Genomic DNA, 22,971 nt, shown 5'->3' with positions numbered 1-22,971 from the left:
AAGGACCTGGCGGGTTTTTTGATTCCCGGAGCGCCCCCGTGGTGGAATCTGTTGACACGACCCGGTGAGTGACGCTATATATTGACGATTCATTCCAGGCGCAGCCGACGTGTCCGTTTTTCTGTCCTGCCGAATCGTTTTGCCGGCACGGCGCGCCGTTTTAAAGCACCACAAGGAGGAACAACAGCATGGCTTCACCATCGCGGTATTACCAGATTAAACCCGGCAGAAAGCACATTCAAACATCAATTGTGCGCCTTGTTTTTTTGAGCCTGGGCCACGCCTTCCAGACCGCCTACCGGCTGGACCCGGAGGTGAAAAAAGAGATCGATGCCTGGCCGGAAACGGTGTGCATCGTCATGAACGTGGAGCCCGACGGGCCGTGCATGACCCTTGTCAAGCGCAACGGCACCTTTCAGTACCTGGGCGAAAAGGAGATCGTCAACGCCGATGTGGTGATCGCCATCAAGAACGTTGAATTTATCTTCCGCATGATGATGGGCCTGATGAGCATGCCCCGCATCATCGCGGAGAACCGCCAGTACGTCAAGGGTGACCTGGTCCTGGCCAGTTCCATCATCCGGTGCATGAACCGGGTCCAGGCCCTGATGCTTCCGGTGATCACCGGCCTTTACATCAAAAAGGTGCCTAAATTTTCGTGGCTCATGGTGCGAAACCGGATCATTTTCTGGACCTGGGGCGTTCTCGGACAGGTCAAATAACGCAATATACGCAGGAGCAATCCATGATTCCCAAGTATTTCGAGTATTTCAACTCCGTTAAGGTCGTGGCCGGAAAGCAGGCCCTGGCCCGGCTGCCCGAGGAACTGCTGAACCTGGGTGTCAAGAAGCCGATTCTGGTCACTGATAAAGGGGTGGTCAATGCCGGCCTGGTCAAGGTGGTGGAAGAGAACGTGGCCGGGTCCGGGGTCTCCATCGGCGCCGTTTACGACGAAACACCGGTGGACTCCTCCATTCACGCGGTCAATGCCATTGCCGCCATTTATCGGGAAAAGGGGTGCGATTCCATCATTGCGGTGGGCGGCGGCTCGGCCATTGACACGGCCAAGGGTGTCAACATCGTGCTGTCGGAAAACACCGACGACCTGATGAAGTTCACGGGCAACAACCGGGTCCGGGCCGTGATGAAACCGTTTGTGGTGATTCCCACCACCGGCGGCACCGGCTCTGAAGTGACCATGGCCGCGGTGATCGCCAACCCGGATCTGGGGGTAAAAATGCAGTTCACCACGCCCCTGATGCTGCCGGACTTCACGATTCTGGATCCGCGCATGACAAAGACCATGCCCCCCAAAATCACGGCGGCCACGGGCATGGACGCCATGACCCACGCCGTGGAAACCTTCATGAGCATTCAGCGCAACCCGGTGAGTGATGCCTTTGCCTGGTCCGCCATTGAACTGCTCGTGGCAAATCTGCCCAAAGCCGTGACCGACGGGGACGATGAAGATGTGCGGCTGGCCGTTGCCACCGGGGCCATGCTGGCCGGTATTGCCTTTTCCAACTCCATGGTGGGAGTGGTTCATGCCGTGGCCCATGCCCTGGGCGGTGTATGCCACCTTCCCCACGGCATTGCCAATGCCATTATTCTGCCTTTTGGCATGGAGTTCAACCTGCCCAAGGCCCGGGATGTTCTGTCCGACATGCTGCTGGTGCTGGCCGGCCCAGAGGTGTTTGCGGCAACACCGAAGAAACAGCGGGCCGAAAAGTCCATCGCCACCGTGCGGGACCTGATCAAGACCCTGAACCGGACCAGCGGCCTGCCCGTCTGCCTGGAACAGGCCGGTGTGCCCAGAAACAAACTGGAAAAGGTGGCCCGAATAGCGGTAAGCGACGGGGCCGCCAATTTCAATCCCATTGAGATTGAATACCAGGACGCGTTGAATATCCTTAATCGGGCCTATGCCTGACCCTATTAACCCGAGGTTTCGGGGGGAGTATTTATGCAAGAGCTTATCGGCACCAGTAACAAGGTACTGGAAGTAGACCTGACACAACAGACATTTGACGTGGTCACCATTACCGACCGGGACCGGAAGATGTACCTGGGCGGCAAGGGGCTGGGCCTGAAACTGATTTACGATCGCATGCCCATGGATGCCGACCCCCTGGGGCCGGACAATATCCTGGCGGTCATGCCCGGCGTGCTCATGGGCACCGGTGCCCCCTGTTCCGGCCGGTTTGCCGCGGTTGCCAAGTCGCCCCAGACCGGGGTCATGGTTTCTTCTTCCTGCGGCGGCCCCTTTGGCATGGCCTTAAAAACCGCGGGATGGGACGGGATTCTGATAAAGGGGACTTCCGAAAAGCCGGTCTGGCTGCTGCTGGATTCAAAGGGCGTCACCTTTAAGGACGCGGCCGATCTGTGGGGCAAGGACACTCAGGAGACCCAGGCCCTGCTGGCGAAAGAGGGCCAGTCCCTGGTGATCGGACCGGCCGGAGAGAACGGGGTGAGTTTCGCCAACATTGCGTCGGGCGAACGGTACCTGGGCCGGGGCGGCATGGGCGCGGTGATGGGCGCCAAAAGGCTCAAGGCCATTTGCGCCGTGGGCAAGGCCTTCAAGATTGTCCCCAAAAACAAGGCGGCCTTTGACAAGATCAAGAAGACGGCCACCGACTACATCAACCGCAATCCCTGGACCTCGGACGGCCAGCGCAAGTACGGCACCCTGAGCATTGTCAACATCACCCGTACCACGGGCATTCTGCCGGTGCGCAATTTCCAGGACGGCACCTCGGACAACGCTTATAAGCTCACCGGTGAGCTCATTCGGGAAAAATACAATACCAGCCACCATACCTGCAAACCCTGCACCATTTTATGCGGTAAAAAGGGAGTGTTTGACGGCAAGGAGATGCCGGTGCCCGAGTATGAGACAGTTGGCCTGATGGGCTCCAACCTGGAGATTTATGACCCTGTGATCATTGCCCGGTGGAACAAGGTTTGCGGGGACATGGGCATGGACACCATATCCGCCGGCGGCACCCTGAGCTGGGTCATGGAGGCCACGGAAAAAGATCTGGTGAAAAGCAACCTGAAGTTCGGCAGCCCCGAGGGCGTGGACGAGGCCCTGGCCGACATCGCCTACTGCCGGGGGTTTGGCGCGGAGATGGCAGGTGGCTCCAGGAGACTGTCCGAAAAATACGGCGGCACCGAGTTTGCCATGCACGTCAAGGGCATGGAGCTGTCCGCCTATGATCCCCGGGGCAGTTACGGCCATGGGCTTTCCTACGCCGTTGCCAACCGGGGGGCCTGCCATCTGAGTTCCACCATGATGGCCATGGAAAACTTCATGTGTTTTCTGGCGCCGCACACCACCCTGTCCAAGGCCCGGTGGACAAAGGTTTTCGAGGACATGTGGTGCTGCGTCAACTCCCTGCATACCTGCCTGTTCACCTCCTATGCCTATACCACGGAACTGCTGATCCCCAGAATGTCCAGCTGGATATCCACCCTGATCGGTATGCAGTTTTTCCCCCAGGTGCTGACCATGGTTGTGGACTTTTCAGTGGTTTATCGCAAGATGTGGCAGGCCGTGACCGGCATTTCCATTTCAAAGTCCGAATTCTTGAGGGCTGGTGAGCGCATTCACGTCCTGGAGCGGTATATGAATACCCGCATGGGGGCTTCGGTAAAAACCGACACCCTTCCCAAGCGGCTGTTGACCGAAAGCCGCAAGTGCGACAAAAAAGGCCGCACCGTGCCCCTGGAGGAGATGCGGGACCAGTACTACCGCCTGCGCGGATTTACGCCGGAAGGCAAGCCTTCGCCGGAACTGCTCAAAAAGCTTGAGATTGCCGCGTGAGTCTTTATCGAAAAAAAAGGAGAAGATGAATGATCCCCGCTTCCTACAGTTTCATACATAAGACCAAGGTTTTTTACGGCGCACTGGCCCTGGAGCAGATTCCGCCGGAGCTGGACCAGATTCCGGCAAGAAACCCCCTGGTGATCACTGATCCCAAAACCGAAAAAAAGGCCGTTCGCGCTCTGGCCGGGGCCTTTGCCCGGACATCCGCCCCAATCACGGTGTTTGATCAAACACCTGAGCTGGTTGAAGAAACGGCGATCAGGGAGATTGCGGATATCTACAGAAAGACCGGGTGCAATTCGATTCTGGCTCTGGGCGGGGTCTCGGTCATCGACACGGCCAAGGCCGTGGCCGTGGTACTGACCGGCAGGGAGCTGGCCGCCGCGTCGGGGGATGACAATATCGCAGGGCCTCTGCCGCCCTTTTTTGCCATTCCCACCATGGCCCAGGAAAAGGCGTCCCTTACCATGACCTTAAAAGTGGGGGCCGGAACCGGCGCCCATGAATTTGCCTCTTCGCTTCTGATGCCCCGGGCGGTTTTTATTGACAGCCGGGTCATGGCCTCCGCCACGGGCAAAGAGGTGGCAAAAAGCGGCCTGGCAGCGCTTTACCGGATCGTGGACGCGGCCACCGGCCCTCAGCAAAATCCGGTAAGTACCACCTTTGCCGCCTGCGCCCTGGAGATGCTCTCTGCGAATCTGCTCAAAGCGGTACGGGTCAACAGCAAAAAGCAGTCAGCGATTCTCACCGCTGCTGCCATGCTTTCGGAAATCGCGGCTTCCAACATCACCCAGGGTGTGGGGCTCGCCCTGTCCAGGGCCGTGGGCGCGGCCGGCAAGGTTTCCGAGGACCTGGCCGGAGCGGCCCTGGTGCCGGGCCTGATCAGGCTCCGCATGAAAGGCGCCGAAGATGCTTTGTCCCGGCTGCTGCTGGCCATGGAGGGACCGGAAGAATACGCGGCCACGCCCGCGGACCAGCGGCCCCAGGCCGCCCTTGAAGCAGTGGAAACCCTGATGCTCAAGGTACAGGCCTCGGCCGGCCTGAAGCTTACCCTGGCTTCTCTGGGCCTGATCACGGGCAGGGACGAAATCGCAAAGGCCGTGGCCGCAGATGCCGACACCCTTGGCCCGGAAACCGTCAGCCAGGCCCAGGTGATGGAGATGCTGGCGGCGGCGGAATAGTCTTTTTTTTGTTTGAAATTTGAAACGCCTGGTGTCCCAAAAAAAAGAGATGGGACACCAGGCGTTTTTCATTGGCGTCCAATCTATTTTCAAATTAGTAACTTAAGGTACTCTTAAGATCAGAAAAGAGTTGACATCTGATTAACCTCTGATGTATAAATTTCAATTTGATATGAAAGCACCATTAGGTTTGTCAACCATTCGTATTTTAAGGCTTTTTTGGCAGACAGGCCCCATGGCAATTATAGTGGGTGGGCTCTCCTTCTGGCCGGAGGCCTTTTGAGACAAGGGGTATGCATGGGCCTGTTGAGACGATTCTTGATGGTGCAGGTCATCGCATCCGTGCTTATTTTTTCCCATATGGTTTTGGCGGACAGCCCGAACCCGCCGGGCTCCTCCGGTGCGGGCAGTTCCCCGGTAACCAGATCAACCCCGCAGGCCCCTAAGCCAGCCGGTCCGGCGGTTAGCACCGTAACCCAGCAGGCGGTCAACCTGGGGGTGCTTTCCAGCGCCGGCCGTATCAACCAGGTGATCAATTTTCTCACCGGCCCCAACCCCAGCGGGGCTTTTCTTTTTCCGGTTTTTCAGCCGGCCGATTCCCACATATTTTCCACATCCCTTGAGATCACCCGGCCGGACAACACCACATGCTATGCCAGCGCCAGTTTTTTCCCCAACCAGGACGCGGTGTACGATTCGGTGGAGTATGTCAACAAAACCTGTACGGAGATGGAAAGGGTGGTGTTCAAGGACCTCAAGCGGGTCGGAATTTTGAAGAAAAATATTGTGGTTCTGGATGGGGGTACCCTGAAGATATTTCTCATGCCCGCAGGCAGCGGGTGTGTTGTCATAAAAAAAGAAGTTATTCAATAAGAAGTGGGGTGTATGTTTAACAGTTTTTGGGAAGGAGAAGGTAAATGAAAAAATGGCAAAGGTTTTTTAACCTGCCCGCCATGCTGCTTCTGGCCGTTTTAGTTGTAAACGGCATGAGCGGCGCGGCATGGGCGGCGGATTTGGGTGTACTGTTAGATGGTAGTGTCGTCAGCGGTACCCTGTCCGTGGACGATACGACTAACGCTGTGACCGTGGGCGGCAGCCTGACTGCCAGCGGTACGGTATCTGCCGGCAGCCTGTCGGTTACAGGCACGGTAGCGGCCGGAACGCTTGACGTGACCGGTGACGCCGATGTGGGTGGTGCCCTGACCGTTACCGGCACAGCCACGACCAACGGCATAGACAACACAGGCGATGTGGCCACGACCAGCCTGACCGCGACCGGAACGGTAGCGGCCGGAACGCTTGACGTGACCGGTGACGCCGATGTGGGTGGTGCCCTGACCGTTACCGGCACAGCCACGACCAACGGCATAGACAACACAGGCGATGTGGCCACGACCAGCCTGACCGCGACCGGAACGGTAGCGGCCGGAACGCTTGACGTGACCGGTGACGCCGATGTGGGCGGTGCCCTGACCGTTACCGGCACAGCCACGACCAACAGCATAGACAACACGGGCGATGTGGCCACGACCAGCCTGACCGCAACCGGAACGGTAGCGGCCGGAACGCTTGACGTGACCGGTGACGCCGATGTGGGCGGTGCCCTGACCGTTACCGGCACAGCCACGACCAACGGCATAGACAACACGGGCGATGTGGCCACGACCAGCCTGACCGCAACCGGAACGGTAGCGGCCGGAACGCTTGACGTGACCGGTGACGCCGATGTGGGCGGTGCCCTGACCGTTACCGGCACAGCCACGACCAACGGCATAGACAACACAGGCGATGTGGCCACGACCAGCCTGACCGCGACCGGAACGGTAGCGGCCGGAACGCTTGACGTGACCGGTGACGCCGATGTGGGCGGTGCCCTGACCGTTACCGGCACAGCCACGACCAACAGCATAGACAACACGGGCGATGTGGCCACGACCAGCCTGACCGCAACCGGAACGGTAGCGGCCGGAACGCTTGACGTGACCGGTGACGCCGATGTGGGCGGTGCCCTGACCGTTACCGGCACAGCCACGACCAACGGCATAGACAACACGGGCGATGTGGCCACGACCAGCCTGACCGCGACCGGAACGGTAGACGCTGCTGACATGACCACCGGATCTCTGACGGCCAGCGGAACGGTAGGTGCCGGCAGCCTGGACGTAACCAATGATGCCGATGTGGGTGGTGCTCTGACCGTTACCGGCACAGCCACGGTGAATAATGACATGGTCGTGACCGGCCTTGCCGATCTCCAGGGTGATGCCGATGTGGCTGGCACCCTGGATGTGGAGGGCGCCCTGACCGCCACCGGCACCACCAATACCATTGGTACTGTCGGCACGTCGATCAACACCATCACCGGCGCAAGCAGCACCATGATTGGTGATAATGCCGGTGTAAGTCTTACCACCGACAGCGCGAGTATGGCCGTGATCACTGGTCCGGGCGCTGGCACGGCCGTGAGAGCCACGGACACTGATATCAGAATGGGTGTGGCCGATGGCTTGGGAGGCAGCGCAGGTGTGGTTGCCGAAGTTGACAACGTCATTATGTCCGTGAGCGGCGGTGCCTTTACGATGGTGACCGACGACAGTGCGTCTATGGGCGTGATCGGTGGCGGCGGTATGACCGTCTCTGGTACGGGAGACAGCAGTTTAGTATCCCTTACCACGGAAGATGGACATGGCCTGACGGTTGACCAGTCCACCGGCACCACCACCCTGACCGGCGGTGCCAACTCAACCTCCTGGACACTGGATGACGGCGGCGCGGTCCTCAATGACAGCGTCAACGGCGATACGTTTACCGTTGATAACGCGGGCAATACGTGGATTGCCGGCGACGCTGATGTGGACGGGAGCCTGACGGTTGACGGAACGACCACGCTCAATGATGACCTGATCGTGGCTGGCGACTCCGACCTGAACGGCGCTCTGTCCGTGGCCGGTACTGCCACAATGGAGAGTGACCTGGTAGTGAACGGTGACAGCCAGATGGACGGCAGCCTGACGGTTGACGGCACGACCACGCTGAACGATGACCTGATCGTGGCCGGTGACTCCGACCTGAACGGCGCCCTGTCTGTTGCCGGGACCGCTACAATGGAGAGTGACCTGGTAGTGAACGGTGACAGCCAGATGGACGGCAGCCTGACGGTTGACGGCACGACCACGCTGAACGACGATCTGATCGTGGCTGGCGACTCCGACCTGAACGGCGCCCTGTCTGTTGCCGGGACCGCTACAATGGAGAGTGACCTGGTAGTGAACGGTGACAGCCAGATGGACGGCAGCCTGACGGTTGACGGAACGACCACGCTCAATGATGACCTGATCGTGGCTGGCGACTCCGACCTGAACGGCGCTCTGTCCGTGGCCGGTACTGCCACAATGGAGAGTGACCTGGTAGTGAACGGTGACAGCCAGATGGACGGCAGCCTGACGGTTGACGGCACGACCACGCTGAACGATGACCTGATCGTGGCTGGCGACTCCGACCTGAACGGCGCCCTGTCCGTGGCCGGTACTGCCACAATGGAGACCGACCTGGTTGTGGACGGTGACTCCACTATGCACGGCACCCTGGATGTGGAGGGTGCTCTGACCGCTACCGGCACCACCAACACCATTGGTACCGCCGGTGTGTCGGACAACACCATTACCGGTGACACCAACACCATGACCGGTGCCACAAGCAGCACGGTGACCGGTGATAACGCCGTCGTGGACCTGACCACCGACACGGCCAACCTGTACGTGGATAATGGTTCAGGGGCTTATGCCGGTGTAATGACAACAGCCGGTACGGTTGCCATGGGCGTGACAGATGGGGCAGGTGCCGGTGCAGGCGTTATTGCCGAGATCGATGAAGTGTCCATGGCAGTGATGGGCGGCGGTAACATGACGGTCAGCGGAACGGGCGTCAACAGCTATGTTGAAGCGATTACAGCTGACGGCGATGGCCTGACAGTTGACCAGGCCGGTGATACCACGACCCTGACCAGCAGCAACGCCAATGTGGAACTGACCACGGACAGCGCAGCCATTGGCGTGGACGGTGTGTCAGGTCTGGTTGCCACGGATACCGACGTTACCATGAGTATGACCGGCGGCGCGAGCATGACGGTGACCGACACCAGCACTACCATTACGGCGTCGGGTACCAACACTATCACAGGCGATGAGAATACTATCACCGGCGCAACTAGCAGTACGATGTCCGGCGACAACGCCATCGTGGATCTGTCCGCCGACACCGCGAACCTTTATGTGGACAATGGTTCCGGGGCTTATGCCGGTGTGATGACCACGGCCGGTACGGTTGCCATGGGCGTGATGGATGGCGCAGGCGCCGGTGCAGGCGTTATTGCCGATATCGATGAGGTGTCCATGACGGTGATGGGCGGCGGTAACATGACAGTCAGCGGCACGGGCGCCAACAGCTTCGTTGAAGCAATTACAGCTGATGGCGATGGCCTGACAGTTGACCAGGCCGGTGATACCACGACCCTGACCAGCAGCAACGCCAATGTGGAACTGACCACTGACAGCGCGATGGTGGGTGTGACCGGCGGCGGCAGCATGACTGCCACCGGCACGGGTGACACCAGCCAGGTGACCCTGCTGACGGCCGACGGCCATGGCCTGACGGTTGACCAGGCATCCCACACCACAACGCTGAACGGCGGTTCCAACTCCTCCTCGCTGACCCTGGAGGATGCCGCCGCGACACTGGCGGTGGGCACCGATACAACCGCTGAAATCCAGGTGCTCGAGGCCACCAACGATGGCACGACAACTGCCGTTACCATCGGCGGTGTTGACAACGTGTCCAACGACATTCTGGCAACCGCCAGCGGCGGCATCAACAACCTGACAGCCAATGCCGTGGACGGCACGAACAACATTGAGGCGGCTACCAACAACATCGGTGCTGCCACGGCCAACTCGGTGAACGTTATTGGTAACGCCGGCACATCGGCCAACACCATCACCGGTGCCACCAACACCATTGTGGGCGTGACCACGGTCACCTCCACCGGTACGGCCAACCAGATGATCGTGGATGCCACAAGCTCCCGGCTTGTCAGTGCCGACGGCACCCAGAGCGCGGCGGTGAGCAACAACGGCATTTTCATCGATTCGGTGGGGCCCAACGACGCCCAGGCCGGCCTTGAGGTGACGCCTACCCAAGCCAGCCTGTATGTGAACTCGGCAAGTGGCGCGCCCCATGGCATTCTGATCAGCCAGACCAGTACGGTGATTGCCGGCGGAACCGGTTCCACCTCGCTGACCCTGAATGACGACGGTGCCACCTTTGCCGAAGTGGGCACCGGTGAGCCTGTTATCGTGACCGGTGTGGCTGAAGGTGAGGATGACTTTGACGCGGTCAACTTCGTGCAGTTCAGGCGTGAAATTGACCGGCTGGACAAGCGGATGGATGAGTTTGCCGGCGGTGTGGCATCAGTTGCCGCCCTGGCGGCCATTCCCGGCCCCGTCAATGGTAAATGCTTTTCCGTTGGCGCCGGGTTTGGCCATTATGATGGTGAGGATGCTATCGCCATCGGCGGTAAGGCCTGCGTGTTCAGCAAGAACATCGTGGTCACCGGCGGCGCCGGCTTCAGCAACAGCCAGACCACCATCAACGCGGGTATCGGTTTCAGTTTTTAGCCGATAATCGCTTTTAACCCATTACACCATGCCGCCTGCATGAATGCGGGCGGCATGGTTTTTTTTGGCCTCAGGCGAAGCAATCTCGAACTCGGCTTGTGTCTTTGCGAGCGCAGCGAAGCAATTTTGTTCATATAAGGAGGAGATTGCTTCGTCGCTTTCGCTCCTCGCAATGACGCTTATTTTAATTAAAGAGGTTGTTTTGCCTTAGAAATGGAAAAAGAAGGAAAGAACCGGTCAATGACCCGGTCAATAAAGGCGGCGTGGCTGTTAAAGGCAATGGGCGGCATGACGCCCGGTGGGAAAAAAGCGGCTTCTTCGGCATCATCTCCGGCACACGGAACGCCGGCGTAGTCGATGACAAGGTAACCCACGATCAGCACCGTGCCATAGGTGGCGCTGTTGTTGGTTTCCACCCCCAGAAGGGTATCAATGGTGCCGGAGATGCCGGTCTCCTCTGCCAGTTCCCGCAGGGCGGCCTGATCCGGCGCTTCTGACAGTTCAACGAACCCGCCGGGCAGTGCCCATTCACCCTTGCGGGGTTCCACGCTTCGCTTGACCAGCAGAATGCCCGTGTCTTTATCGGCCACCACCACGGCCGTGGCAGGCACCGGGTTCTCGTAAATCGGGGCATCACAGCGGGTACAAAAAGGACGCTCACGGCCTTCGTAGAGCCGTTTTTGAAGAGGTTGCGCGCAGAAGGGGCAATAAAGTTTTTCTTTCACAGGAACCGTTGGAAGTTTTTATACATTAAGGGGACCTTTAAAGGTTAATTTCACCGCAGAGACGCAAAGGACGCAGAGTAAAGAGTGAGCGCTGCGTGTAAAGCAGAAGGCATAATCAGTTGCGCGCTTTGCGTCTTTTCGGTGTAAAAGTAATGGGTCTCAGTCGTCGAAATTGCCGGCAGGCCCCTTGTCTGATGTCAGGCCGGCAGCTTTCTGTTTGATTTTTTCCGGGGTCCAGTCATCGGGGGCTTCAATCCTTTCGGCCAGAGGGCCGGGATCGTGGGAACCGGCGGCAAGAATCGCATCAATCACCATGGGAGCGGTATCCGTTGCATTCAGCACCGATGTCAGCATGGTGTATATGAAATCCTCCACCCCCTGGGCCATACGCTCCTTGATTTTCGCGGGCTGGGCATGCAGCAGGTTTTCAAAGGGCAGGTTGAGCTTTTTGTAGTCCCCTGCCTTCAGCCCTTTTTCGTCCGCGTATGCCCTCATTTTCGCCCACATCTCGTCGGTGACCCCGGCATCGGGCTTTTTGACAAAGTTGCCGGCAGCATCCAGAAACGCGTTGCCATAGTCATTGACTTCAAGCCCCCAGGAAATCATCTGCAGGGCCGTGGCCACGTTGGCCTTGGTGGTCCGGGTTTCGTTGGCAATGCGCCGCAGCCGGTCCGAGCTGTTTCCTGAGGTGCCGTGCTGGGCGCCGTATACCCTGTAAGGCTCGATGGCCCTGTGAATCTCGGCGGTAAGCTCCACCTGGATGCCCTGGTCGCTGGCCTCGATGCCGTGCGTGGTGCCGTTGTTCAGGGCGATCCAGTCTGGAAAGATGCCGTGGGCATTGAGCCCCTGGATCAGGAAAAGGGCCTCCTCTTTTGTGGAAAGCCCGGTCTTGCCCTTGATCTCGCCCACTTCGGTCTCCAGTCCCGCCCATTTGGGAACAAAGGGGCTGAGTTCAATGTTGGCCAGCAGGTTCTGGTCGTCGGGCATGTGGGAGGCGTCAATGGCGATGGAGGTGATGCCCGCCTCAAAAAGGGAGGGTATCTCCACCCTGGCATCGGCGATATCCTTTTCATTTTTAATGCCGTAATGGTCCGCGTGAATGGCTACCGGCACGGTGATCCCCATCTCGTTGCAAAAGGCATCCACCTGGCGGGCCATGTTCCAGTAGTTGACCGCGCAGTAGGCGCTTCGTCCGCCCTCGGACTTGGCGATTTCAATGATGATCGCGGCATTGGCCCGCTGCGCGGCCCGCAGGGCGCCCCGAATGACAAAGCTGTTTCTGCCGTTGGCCGCCATGGTTACGGCCTTGCCTTTTGCTGCCAGGGCCCGGTTGATGTATCGTCCGCTGACGATCAGCGCCCTGGAGTTGGGAAACAGCCGGACGATGTTGGGGGGCCTTCCCACTTTGACCGCGTTCAGGTAATCACTGGAATAGATGCTGTTCGGCATGTTTACTCCTCCGTTTACCGGCGTTGCGCCCAGCGCCGGATGTTTTATTTCTGTTTTTCCCCGGCTTCAAGCGTCTTGAGGGTTTGCTCAATGCTTTGACGCACCTTTTCGTTGTATTCCCGGGCCTCTTTTTCAAAGGCTTTCCGCCTTTCATGAAAGGCATCAAAGCGTTCCTGGAACCGCTCCATTTTCCGGTGGTAATTTTCTATTTTGTCCGGTGTGTCAGCGGCCTCCTTCAGACGAATCAGTTCAGCCTGCTCCGCCTTAAGGGCTTCAAACTCTTTCTGGATGGACTGTTCTTGGGCTTTGAGGGCCGCTGCTTTGGACTCGCCGAAATCGTTGGCGCCGTTACTGCCGTCCGATGTGGCAGGGGCCGGAGCCGCCACCGCCGGTGTACCGGCCGGCTCCTGTGGAGAGGATTTCAGTTCCTCTTTGATTTCGACCTGCTTGCGGTACCGGGGAGGGACGGACTCAAGACTGTTGGCGTAATGGACCCGGCCCTGGTCGTCTATGTACTTATAGATATCCGCAGACGCCACCTGCCCGGTGAGTAAGAGAGCAGCAAAAGCAGGGAGAAAAAAAGAAAAAACCGGGTACTTCATCAAACGCCTCCATGGTCTGAAGAAAGAAAAGGCAAGGCCTGACCTGTTCGAGGGTCATTCTACCCTGCCTGTTTTACGAAAGTCAAGGAGGTGTGAAGCCGCCCGGCAGCCACTGTGTCCGTAGGGCCCCTGCACGCGCATGCCCCGGTCAGGCTAGCCGACCATGAAGCTCCACAAAATTCCGGCCGCGCAGGCAGAGCCGATGACGCCCGAGGAGTTGCACGCCATGGCATGCATGAGAAGATAGTTGCCTTTGTCCTCGTGCTGTCCCATCATGTGAACCTCCCGGGCCGATCCGGGAACGGCCGACACGCCCGCGGCCCCCAGCAGGGGATTGATTTTCTGTTTTAGAAGGAGGTTCATGAGTTTGGCAAAGATAATGCCCGAGGCTGTGGCCACGGAAAAGGCGACGGCGCCCAGGGCAAAGATGCCGACGGACTTGGGGGTCAGAAACACGTTGGCCTGTGTGCTGGCGCCCACGGTCATGCCGAGAAAAATGGTGGCCGCGTCCATGATAACGGTTCGGGCGCTCTGGGCCAGTCGCTCGGCCTCGCCGCACTCCTTTAAAAAGTTGCCGAAAAAGAAGGGCCCCAGCAGGGGGATCGACGCCGGCGCCGTGAGGCAGCAGAGCATGATACCCACCACCGGAAAGATCATTCGCTCTTTTTTGGAGACCTCCCGCATGTTGGGCATGCGGATCAGCCGTTCTTTGCGGGATGTGAGCAGCCGCATGATGGGTGGCTGGATCACCGGAATCAGGGCCATATATGAGTAAGCCGCAATGGCAATGGGGCCGATCAGGTGGGGGGCCAGCTTGGCTGTCAGGAAGATGGAGGTGGGACCATCGGCACCGCCGATAATGGCAATGGAGGCCGCCTCGTTGGGCAGAAAACCCAGGCCCAGGGCCGAGAGCAGGGTGAAAAACACACCCACCTGGGCTGCCGCGCCCAGCAGCATGAGCCGGGGCATGGCCAGCAGGGAGGAAAAATCGGTCATGGCGCCCAGGCCGAGAAAGACAATGGAGGGATAGACACCGGACGTGACTCCGAAGTATAAATAGTGCAGCACGCTGTTGTCTTCGTAGATGCCCAGGCCGAACCCCTCGAAAAAGGGAATGTTGCCGATGATCACCCCCAGGCCGATGGGAATCAGCAGCAGGGGCTCGAACCGTTTGGCGGCCCCCAGGTAAACCAGAAGACAACCGATGGCCAGCATCAGCACGTAGCGTTCATCAGCAAGGAAAAAGCCGGTGTTGTGAAGAAAGTTCAGGGTCAGGTCAAGCATGGCGCACCTATTCGGCAGTCATGGGGTTACAGGTTCCACGTGAAGCGGCCCTCGCTCCCGGTCACCAGGAGTCCGGTCTCGCGAAGGGTTTTAATGGTCAGGTGGGGGTGGGGCAGCCCTTTTTCCCGGGATACCCGGTAGAGGTCGGACAGTTGAAAAGACGACCCCAGCTGCCTGGCACAGTCCTTGTACACGGCGGCGATCCGGCGGGCTCCTTCGACGGAGAAATCATGCTCCGGAACCGCCAGAGGCGTGGTGACGGGTTGCTCTACAATGGGGAGGCTGTTTTTCCTGAAAGCCCCTCCGACCCGTTCTGAAAAGGCGATCATGGCCGGTACCCGGGAAATAATAAATGAGAGAAGCGCCAGGCAGGAAATGTCGATGGTAATGCCCAGGGCCGCCATGGCCCAGCCGTTTTGTTCGGCGATGCGGTCAAAACTGAACAGGGTTAACAGTGTGGCCGGATCCATTAAGACAAGCCTCCTTTAATAAACATAACAGTATGGAGTCGATTCTATGTGAAAAGCCATACAGAAAACTCTACTTTTAATCCATAAACCGGGTAGGGTGTCAATAGAAAAATCAGAAAAGGGAACAGGGACAGGGCAATCGATTGTCCGGCCCGTGGTGCTGTCGTCTTTGTGAAGGCCGGTAAAAAGGCGGTTCAGACTTGCTTTTTATTCGTAAACGGTGGTAAGAGATAAGGACTTTTTTACCATCGGCAGGCAGAAGGGACAACTTCATGAAAAAAGGCGATAGCGGACCTGGACAGGCATTTATATGGACGGTTCTGATATCGGCGGTGATGGCTTTTGTATTGGCTTCACCTTGCTATGGAGTGGTTGATACTGTTGATCTCAAGCTTGAATCGTCCGGTTTTTATCTTGAAAGTCCGGCTGCGCCGGGCTGCGACATCGACGTGGAGCCGGACACCGGCCCCGTCGGGGAGGATGGCGTGGATACGCCGCCAGCGCCTTTGCCATCAGAAGATGCGGCAGGAGATACCGTCGACACCGGAACCGTTGATACCGATGATGATTTCGGTGATTTTGACGAGTTTGACGAGTTTGATGCACCGGAACAGCCTCCCGTGTTTGATCCCCTGTCCGGTTATAACCGGGTGATGACCCAGGTAAACGACCGGCTCTACTACTGGGTGTTAAAACCGATGGCCCGGGGATATAAGGTGGTGATGCCGAAGCCGGTGCGGCGCGGCATCGGCAATGCGTTTGAAAACCTGGGGTTCCCGGTACGGTTTGCCAACAATGCCCTGCAGGGCAAGGTGCACAGTACCGGCGTGGAGACCGCGCGGTTTTTGATTAACACTACCCTGGGCATCGGCGGCCTGTGGGACCCGGCCCAGCAGTGGATGGGGGTTGGTCCGTGTGATGAGGATTTTGGCCAGACCCTGGGACGTTACGGTCTGGGCGGCGGATTTCACGTGGTGCTGCCCGTGTTCGGCCCGTCCAACGTGCGGGATACGGTGGGCAGGGTGGCCGATGGGTTCTTAAACCCCGTGGCCTACCTGGAGGATGCGGATACGTCCCTGGCGATTTCCGCAGTAAGGACCATCAACGATACATCCCTTCGACTCGGCCAGTACGAGGCACTTACAAAAGATGCCGTCGACCTGTATATTCTGATGCGGGATGGATATGAACAGTATCGGAGAAAAAAGATAGAGGAATAGACCATGAGACATTTTTTTTCAGTGTTGGTTTTCGGCCTGGTGATGGCCATTACTGTTTTATCGGTTCTGCCGGCCGCGACCCAGGAGACAGATGAGAGGACCCGTCAGGTGGAGGCCCTTCTGAAGGACCGGCTGGACGCTGTTCTGGTCGTGCTGAAAAACACCGATCTGGCGCAGGCTGAAAAGCAGGACCGGATCATGTCTATCATCGAGCCGGTCATCGATTTTCCCCTGATGGCTAAGCTGACCCTGGGCCGGCAGCACTGGTCAAAACTTTCCGCTGATCAGCAGGCCGAGTTTGTCGACCTTTTTGTCGACCGGCTCAAACGCTCCTACCTTGACAAGACCGCCCTCTACTCCGATCAGCAGGTGACCTATGAACAGGCCGTGCTTGAAGGCAACAAGGTTTACGCGGCCATGAACATCATGACAGAGAACAAGACCGTGGTGGTGCTGTATAAGTTCTATTCCGCTCATGATGCCTGGAAGGTCTATGACGTGGAGGTGGAGGGGGTCAGCTTCATCAAGAGTTACATGGCCCAGTTTAATGCCATTTTGAAAAACGGAACAGTGGAAGACCTGTTTACCGAACTTAAAAAACCGGTTACGGAATAATGCCCCGACTGATGCCGCTGGTCGATCGATTCTACACCTTTCTGCTGCGCCACCCCTGGCGGATGCTGGTCTGCTTTGTGCTGTGTATCGCGGTGCTGGCCTGTTTTTCCAGGAATTTCCAGATCGACGCCTCCGCCGACACCCTGGTCAACGAACACGATGAAGACATTCAATACGCCCGTGAGATAACGGACCGTTACGGCATCGGGGATTTTCTGGTTATCGCCTACACACCGCGGGCCGACCTGTTGTCTCCTGGTGTGCTGGCCGATATAGCGGCCCTGCGGGACCGGCTGGCGGCCCTGGCGCCGGTGGCTTCAGTGGTCACCCTGCTGGATGTGCCCCTGCTGGAAAGCCCACCGGTGGCCATCAAGGAGCTGGCCGGCAGCCTGCCCACACTTGTGTCGCCGGGTGTGGACCTGGATCTGGCCAGAAAGGAGCTGTCCACCAGCCCCCTGTACCAGCGCATGCTGGTGAGCCCGGATTTAAAGACCACCGGCATTCAGATCAACCTGAAAGTTGATCAGGACTATATCGACCTGGTTATGGAACGGGACCGGCTGGGCAATAAAAAGCGGGAGGCAGGCCTTTCGCCGGAAGAGGACGATACCCTGCGCCGCCTGGAAAAAACGGTGCTGGAGGCCAGAAAGGCGTATACCCGGGACAACCGGGAGCTGATAGCCCAAATTCGGGCCATCATGGCGGCCCACGAGGCGGACGCCGATCTGTTCCTGGGTGGGGTGAGCATGATCGCCAGCGACCTGATTCAGTTCATCAAAAACGATTTAAAGATTTTCGGCGCCGGCGTCTTCTGCCTGCTGGTGGGGGTTCTGGGCCTGGTGTTTCGCCGGATTCGCTGGGTGGTGCTGCCCATGCTCTGCTGCGTGTTTGCCGTGGTGGCCATGATGGGGCTGCTGGGGCTTTTCAGCTGGAAGGTCACGGTGATCTCCTCCAATTTTATCTCTCTGCAGCTGATCATCACCATGGCCGTGGCCATTCACCTGATCGTCCGGTACCGGGAACTGCTCACTGAGCAGCCCGATGCCGACCAGAAAGAGCTGGTCATGGAAACGGTGCGGTCCAAGCTCAGACCCTGTATCTACACCACGCTCACCACCATGGCCGGATTCGCCTCCCTGGTGCTGTGCGACATCAAGCCAGTGATCACCTTCGGCTGGATGATGGTGGGCGGACTGGTGGTCTCCCTGCTGATCACCTTTCTGTTTTTCCCGGTGGCGCTCTCCCTGTTGCCCAAAACACCGCCGCCCCCGGTTTCTGCGGGAGGCCGCCTGCTCACCGTCGGCACGGCCCGGTTCACCCGTTTTCACGGCACCCTGATACTCCTGGTCAGCCTGGGGGCACTGGCGCTCAGCGTGGTCGGCATCTCCCGGCTTACCGTGGAAAACGCTTTTATTAATTACTTCAAGTCTTCAACCGAGATATATCAGGGCATGAAGGTGATCGACCAGCAGTTGGGCGGCACCACGCCCCTGGATGTGATCATCGATTTCCCGGCGGACGGGAATGACACTCCTGCAGGAACAGGCGCGGCTGCGGATACCGCCGCCGATACGTTTGACATGTTTGAAGAGTTTGAAACCGATACCCAGGAGGCCCAGTACTGGTTTACGCCACACCGCATGCAGCGGATTATGGCGGTTCATGACTACATGGAAAGCCTGCCGGTCACCGGCAAGGTCCTCTCCCTGGGCACCATGCTCAAGGTGGCCCAGCGGCTGAACAATGGCCGGCCCCTGGACAGCTTTGAACTGCCGTTGATTTACAACGAAATGCCCGACCAGTACAAAGAGCAGCTGATTGATCCCTTTGTGTCGGTGGAACAGAACCAGGCCCGGTTGATGGTGCGCATTGTCGACACCGCGCCATCTTTGCGCAGAAATCAGCTGCTGGAAAAGATCGATCATGACCTGACTGAAAAGTTGGGATTTGCGCCGGGCCAGGCCCGGCTCACCGGTATGCTGGTGCTCTACAACAACATGCTCCAGAGCCTGTTTGACTCACAGATACTGACCCTGGGACTGGTGCTGATCGCCCTGATGGGCATGTTCCTGGTGCTGTTCCGTTCCTTCAAGGTCTCGGTGATCGCCATTGTTCCCAACCTGCTCTCCATTGCCGTGGTGCTGGGAGTGATGGGGTGGCTGGGGTTCCCGCTGGACATGATGACCATCACCATTGCCTCCATCAGCGTGGGTATTGCCGTGGATGACACCATTCATTACATTCACCGGTTCCGGGAGGAGTTTGCGGCAACCGGCAGTTACTATACCGCCATGGAGCGGTCCCACGATACCATCGGCTATGCCATGTACTATACCTCCATCACCATCATCATCGGGTTTTCCATTCTGGCCCTGTCCAATTTCATCCCCACGATTCTCTTTGGCCTGCTCACCGGTCTGGCCATGCTGATTGCCCTGATGGCGGCCCTGACCCTGCTGCCGCAGCTGATCATAAAGCTTCGGCCCTTCGGACCGGAAACCGCCTAACCTCCAATATTTTACCCTTCGGACGAGTCGTCCTGGTCCCGCCATTGGCGGGACTGTGTTGCGGGACATTCGCGGATATACAGTAGGGGCGAACCTTGTGTTCGCCCATTGATGGGCAACTACAGGGGGTGCCCCTACAATGTTTCTGCGGCCAAAGCAGCCCGTGACATATCCGGGCTGAAAAAGGGTGCTGTGGCTGAGAAAACGGGGGGGCGGATATCGCAGACATCCGTCCGGGCTCGGGGATCATGGATTTGCCGGCAGCGGCAAGGCGTGTCAGGCGGGCCTGCCCTTTTTGACCTTCTGCATCAGTTCCCCGGCAATGGTCTTCAACTCCATGCGCTCGGTTTCCAGTTTCTTTATGCGGGTTTTGTATTCGGCGAGTTTTTCATTGAGAGTGTTGTTGAGGGTGATCTCTTTTTTCTTGAACTCCTGAATGAGCCGCTCCTTGAGCTGCTTGTTTTCTTCCAGTCTTGTCTCGGCATCCTTTTTCGCACTTTCCATGATCAGCTCGGCTTCCTTTATTCTCCTTTCTATTTCCCGGTTGCCTTTCAGCTTCAGGGCCATGCGCAGTCCCACCAGCAAAATCAGCATCACGATCAAAAAGACCAGGACAATAACAATGGCGTTCTGGTGGGCCACCAGAAAGGGAAGGACCTTGTCCAGAAAAAGGACAATGACCTTCAATATATCTTCAAAAACCATGGCGATGGACTGGGACAAAGTGGCTCTGGAAAAGTCTTCGGCATAATAGGTCTGATAGACAAAGTGTCCGATATGGGTCCCCAATACCCCTGCAAACAGCCAGAGAAACCTGTCAAAAAGATGGATCATGGCCGCTTCTCCTCCTGTGGGTTGATATTGTCCGGTCATATCAGAAAACAGGGAGAGAGGCAAGGCACGTGTGGATTTCCAGGCGGTTGGGAGACGCAACTGTTTTTCGGGACATGAGCATCGAAATCGGTATCGGACTCGACAGAACCTGAAATCAAAACAGGAACCGGGCACGGGGAACAGTCCCTGCCCGGTCCGGATCAAGTCTTATTTGTATGTCCCGCAAACAGAGATCGGGTCGATAATCAGGCGGACAGCTCGGTGTTGGGCACAAGTCCCCATACGCCGCAGGGACAGGCTCCGGCGCAGAATCCACAGCCGATGCACAGGGTTTCATCCACTTCGTAGGCAAAGCCGCTGTCTGGTTTTTCTGCTCGTGATATGGCGGACTGCGGGCAGGCCGTCACACAGATGCCGCAGTCCCGGCAGTTGCCGCAGGAAGCGCATTGTGCCCCACACTGGTCCATACCGTCAAACCCGGTCAGGCGGGGATCGAAATATTCCAGGCTTACCCGTTTTTTGTCGATAACGGTCCGCATGTCGGGCCGGTGCTCCTCTCCAGACAGCAGGTCGGTAATGGCTGCGGCGGCCTTGCGACCGGCGCCGATGGCGTCGGTGAGCAGGCCGGGCCGGACAATGTCGCCCACGGCAAAGACGGCCGGATCCGAGGTCTGAAAAAAATCGTTGACCTTGACAAATCCCCGCTCGGTTTCCACGGATGCCGGCAGAAAAGAGGTATCCGGCGCGTCACCGATGGAGATCACCACGGTGTCGGCGGGGAGGAGTTCGCCGCTGTCCAGCACCACACCCCGGTCCGTGATTTCCTGAGTAAAGGCGGGCCAGCGGAACAGGGCGCCTGCCGCTTCGGCCTCCTCCCGTTCCTTGCCGAAGGAGGCGGGCTTCTGCACGTCAATCAGGGTGATGGTCTCGGCACCCAGGCGGTGGGCCTCGGTGGCCACGTCGCACCCCACGTTGCCAGCGCCGATGATCACGATCCGTTTTCCGGGCACAATGCCCCCGGACTTTGCCCGGGCAAGAAAATCCAGGGCCGCTATCATGCGCTCCTTTCCCGGCACCGGCAGGGTCCGGGGCTTCCACGCGCCGGTGGCCACCACCACGGCATCGTATTCGGCTTTTACCTGTTCGGTTTTTTTCCGGTCCAGGGCCGTTTCAAGGCGCACGTGGGGAATGACCTTGCGAATCCGGTCCAGCTCGGCGGAGAGCACTTCGCGGGGAATACGGGTCTCTGGAATCACCGCCGCAATCTTGCCGCCCAGGGTGTCGGATGTGTCATATACAACGGCCTCATGGCCGTTTTGCAGCAGCTGCCAGGCAACCGAGATGCCGGCCGGTCCGCCGCCGATAACCGCCACTTTTTTTCCGTTTTTTTCCGGCAGCACCGGCGCTTTGGCATTGATGGAGGCCCTGCCCAGTTGCGTGACATCAATGGGGACCATGGCCTGATTGTTGCGCGTACACCCCTGCATGCAGATGTTGGGACAGAGATAGCCGCACACCGTGGCCGGAAACGGGGTGTACATCAGGGCCATGTCCACGGCTTCGTCCACCCTGCCGTCCCGAATCATGGCCCACCGCTGCTGAACCGGTATACCGGTGGGGCAGGCCCCTTCGCACGGGGCCTTGTACACCCGGTTTTCCCACACCGGCACGAACCGCCGCAGATCGCCTGTGGTCACCAGGGGGATCGGGGAACGGTCAATGGCGGTCAGGTCGCCGATCAGGCCGCCGGCGCCCAGCTCCCGGTCCCAGATATCGCTGTGAAAGGAGGCCATGGACCGTTTTTCCACGCGGCCCCGCTCCTGTGGGGTTCGGGCCGTGAGCAACTGCCAGTCGTTGCGTTCGGAGAGCCGTTCAAAGAGTCCGGGCCGGGCGACGCGGTCTAAAAAGGTTTTCAGGTTTTCCAGAAACCATTGCCACAGGTCGTCGGGAATGGGCACGGACTTGGCGTCGGCGGTGCTGTATCCCTTGTTCGGACCCCGGAACAGCACCTGGCCGCCCACCATGCCTACCAGGGGGTGATAGCCCAGCACGTTGTCCGGTGTCTGCGGATCAATGCCACAGACCACGGCAATACCGCCGGCCATGAATTCCCCAAAATAGTCGCCCACTGACCCCAGGACCCACACCTCGGGGGGCGCGAACCGGGGGTTGTGCTTGGTCATGGTCATGCCCCGGGCCCCGATGTTGCCGGCCACGTATATCTTGCCCTGGGCCATGGCATTGGCAAGGCCGTTGCCGGCATGACCACGAACGAGAATTTCGGCGCCGCCGTTGAGCCAGCCCACGTCGTCGGAGGCCGGGCCCATGATTTCGATCCGGGTGTTGGCCGATCCCATGGCCCCCACCCGCTGGCCCGGCTGGTTCACGATTCGCACATGCACAGCCTCGCTGCCGGCCTTCCAGAGCCGGCCCCCGATGCCGTGCTGGCCGAAGGCATCCACCTCAATATGGCGGCGGCCCTGCTCCACGGCCTGCTGGATCAACTCCTCCAGCACCCGGGACTCTAAGCGGGTGCCCTCGTTTTTCCCTGATATCCTGTAGTAGCGGTCACTCATCGATCATACC

The 22,971-nt window shown here is 58.6% G+C and carries 16 protein-coding genes; 9 read left to right on the top strand and 7 right to left on the bottom strand.

Annotated features, from left to right (window positions below; translation table 11 throughout):
- The first annotated feature begins 188 nt into the window (after positions 1-188).
- The 6 genes from DOLE_RS11775 (at position 189) to DOLE_RS11750 (ending at position 10,679) form a co-directional block, all read left to right on the top strand.
- Positions 189-722 (top strand): hypothetical protein, encoded by a 534-nt coding sequence (locus DOLE_RS11775; RefSeq protein WP_012175707.1) that lies wholly within the window; start codon positions 189-191, stop codon positions 720-722.
- A 23-nt stretch (positions 723-745) separates the two neighbouring features.
- A complete protein-coding gene (locus DOLE_RS11770; protein WP_012175706.1) occupies positions 746-1,930 on the top strand; it encodes an iron-containing alcohol dehydrogenase in 1,185 nt (394 codons plus the stop codon).
- A 33-nt stretch (positions 1,931-1,963) separates the two neighbouring features.
- Positions 1,964-3,823: an aldehyde ferredoxin oxidoreductase family protein gene (locus tag DOLE_RS11765; RefSeq protein WP_012175705.1), complete on the top strand. Its 1,860-nt coding sequence runs from the start codon at positions 1,964-1,966 to the stop codon at positions 3,821-3,823.
- A gap of 29 nt (positions 3,824-3,852) precedes the next feature.
- Positions 3,853-5,007 carry an iron-containing alcohol dehydrogenase gene (locus tag DOLE_RS11760; protein ID WP_012175704.1) on the top strand — a complete coding sequence of 385 codons (1,155 nt, stop codon included), beginning with the start codon at positions 3,853-3,855 and terminating at the stop codon, positions 5,005-5,007.
- Positions 5,008-5,286: 279 nt separating this feature from the next.
- Complete coding sequence (locus DOLE_RS11755; protein ID WP_153304420.1) at positions 5,287-5,880, top strand: hypothetical protein; 594 nt, start codon at positions 5,287-5,289, stop codon at positions 5,878-5,880.
- A 44-nt stretch (positions 5,881-5,924) separates the two neighbouring features.
- Complete coding sequence (locus DOLE_RS11750; RefSeq protein ID WP_012175702.1) at positions 5,925-10,679, top strand: YadA-like family protein; 4,755 nt, start codon at positions 5,925-5,927, stop codon at positions 10,677-10,679.
- A gap of 188 nt (positions 10,680-10,867) precedes the next feature.
- Here DOLE_RS11750 and DOLE_RS11745 read toward each other — a convergent pair whose 3' ends face one another.
- From DOLE_RS11745 to DOLE_RS11725, 5 genes are all read right to left on the bottom strand, one after another.
- Entirely contained in the window at positions 10,868-11,290 is a 423-nt protein-coding gene (locus tag DOLE_RS11745) for an NUDIX hydrolase (protein ID WP_232362702.1), read from the bottom strand.
- Positions 11,291-11,563: 273 nt separating this feature from the next.
- A complete protein-coding gene (locus DOLE_RS11740; protein ID WP_012175700.1) occupies positions 11,564-12,853 on the bottom strand; it encodes a class II fructose-bisphosphate aldolase in 1,290 nt (429 codons plus the stop codon).
- A 44-nt stretch (positions 12,854-12,897) separates the two neighbouring features.
- Positions 12,898-13,455, bottom strand: a complete 558-nt coding sequence (locus tag DOLE_RS11735) for a DUF4124 domain-containing protein (RefSeq protein WP_012175699.1) — start codon at positions 13,453-13,455, stop codon at positions 12,898-12,900.
- A gap of 153 nt (positions 13,456-13,608) precedes the next feature.
- Positions 13,609-14,739, bottom strand: a complete 1,131-nt coding sequence (locus DOLE_RS11730) for a sodium ion-translocating decarboxylase subunit beta (RefSeq protein WP_012175698.1) — start codon at positions 14,737-14,739, stop codon at positions 13,609-13,611.
- A gap of 26 nt (positions 14,740-14,765) precedes the next feature.
- Positions 14,766-15,209, bottom strand: a complete 444-nt coding sequence (locus DOLE_RS11725) for a hypothetical protein (RefSeq protein ID WP_012175697.1) — start codon at positions 15,207-15,209, stop codon at positions 14,766-14,768.
- Between the two features lie 272 nt (positions 15,210-15,481).
- Between DOLE_RS11725 and DOLE_RS11720 the strand changes: the two genes are divergently transcribed.
- From DOLE_RS11720 to DOLE_RS11710, 3 genes are read left to right on the top strand one after another with little or no spacing between them, the layout of a single operon-like run.
- Positions 15,482-16,429 carry an MlaA family lipoprotein gene (locus DOLE_RS11720; RefSeq protein WP_012175696.1) on the top strand — a complete coding sequence of 316 codons (948 nt, stop codon included), beginning with the start codon at positions 15,482-15,484 and terminating at the stop codon, positions 16,427-16,429.
- A 3-nt stretch (positions 16,430-16,432) separates the two neighbouring features.
- Positions 16,433-17,044 (top strand): Tgt2/MlaC family protein, encoded by a 612-nt coding sequence (locus DOLE_RS11715; RefSeq protein ID WP_012175695.1) that lies wholly within the window; start codon positions 16,433-16,435, stop codon positions 17,042-17,044.
- Positions 17,044-19,551 carry an efflux RND transporter permease subunit gene (locus tag DOLE_RS11710; RefSeq protein ID WP_012175694.1) on the top strand — a complete coding sequence of 836 codons (2,508 nt, stop codon included), beginning with the start codon at positions 17,044-17,046 and terminating at the stop codon, positions 19,549-19,551. Before DOLE_RS11715 ends, DOLE_RS11710 begins: the two co-directional genes overlap by 1 nt.
- 276 nt (positions 19,552-19,827) lie before the next feature.
- On the opposite strand, the gene DOLE_RS11705 is transcribed toward DOLE_RS11710, so the two are convergent.
- Both DOLE_RS11705 and DOLE_RS11700 read right to left on the bottom strand, forming a co-directional pair.
- Positions 19,828-20,385, bottom strand: a complete 558-nt coding sequence (locus tag DOLE_RS11705) for a hypothetical protein (RefSeq protein ID WP_012175693.1) — start codon at positions 20,383-20,385, stop codon at positions 19,828-19,830.
- A gap of 245 nt (positions 20,386-20,630) precedes the next feature.
- Positions 20,631-22,961, bottom strand: coding sequence for an FAD-dependent oxidoreductase (locus tag DOLE_RS11700; protein ID WP_012175692.1), 2,331 nt, complete (start codon positions 22,959-22,961; stop codon positions 20,631-20,633).
- Positions 22,962-22,971 lie beyond the last annotated feature (10 nt).

The organism is Desulfosudis oleivorans Hxd3 (genome assembly GCF_000018405.1).
In the GTDB taxonomy this organism is placed as follows: Bacteria; Desulfobacterota; Desulfobacteria; order Desulfobacterales; family Desulfosudaceae; genus Desulfosudis; species Desulfosudis oleivorans.
This window is presented reverse-complemented; position numbering and strand designations above follow the sequence as displayed.